This window comes from Desulfovibrio sp. OH1186_COT-070, assembly GCF_003860215.1.
Taxonomy (GTDB): domain Bacteria; phylum Desulfobacterota; class Desulfovibrionia; order Desulfovibrionales; family Desulfovibrionaceae; genus Desulfovibrio.
The window spans coordinates 1-764 of sequence record NZ_RQYH01000119.1 but is presented as its reverse complement, the minus strand read 5'-3'; the positions used below and the strand labels follow the sequence as shown (position 1 = coordinate 764).

At 27.7% G+C, this 764-nt stretch carries 1 protein-coding gene; it reads left to right on the top strand.

Annotation, left to right across the window (positions count from 1 at the left end):
* A partial coding sequence (locus EII23_RS12140) for a recombinase family protein (protein WP_148091279.1) occupies nucleotides 1-388 on the top strand: 388 nt, incomplete at its 5' end.
* Nucleotides 389-764 lie beyond the last annotated feature (376 nt).

The following is a 764-nucleotide window of genomic DNA, read 5'->3' as shown; positions in this document are numbered from 1 at the left end:
GATTCATACCGTTAATTATTTAAAAGACAAAGAAGTCCAATTAATGATTACTAGCTTACCTATGATGAATGAAGTGATTGGCAATCCATTATTAGATAAATTTATGAAAGATCTAATCATTCAAATATTAGCAATGGTTTCAGAACAAGAAAGAAATGAAAGTAAACGTAGACAAGCACAAGGTATTCAAGTTGCGAAAGACAAAGGGGTATATAAAGGGCGCCCATTACTTTATTCACCGAATGCTAAAGATCCTCAGAAACGTATCATTTATCATCGTGTGGTAGAAATGTTAGAAGAAGGCCAAGCAATTAGTAAAATTGCGAAAGAAGTTAATATCACAAGACAGACAATTTATAGAATTAAAAATGATAAGGGATTATCTTGATAAATAGATTGTCAATACAAATAAGCGCTTCTCACAGCGTTTAAAATCTCAAGATGAGTATTTAAATTGAGATTTTAATAAAAATACAAGAAACAGAAATGTCTATTTTACTGACTCTTATTTTATTTAATTTATAATATGATATTATTAGAACGATGTTATATAAGGCAGTTCTATATTATCAATTACTTTGAGGTAACGTTATATCAAAAAGGAGAGATACTATTGTGAAATTAAGAAAGATAAATAATTTTGATAAATTTAACGTTAAGGGAAGTTTTTATTTAACAAACGATTTGATTTCTGGAGAGTTCATTGGTGATGGAGAAAATTTTAAATTAACTTTTCATTTAGAAACTCCTCCAAATTTAGAAAA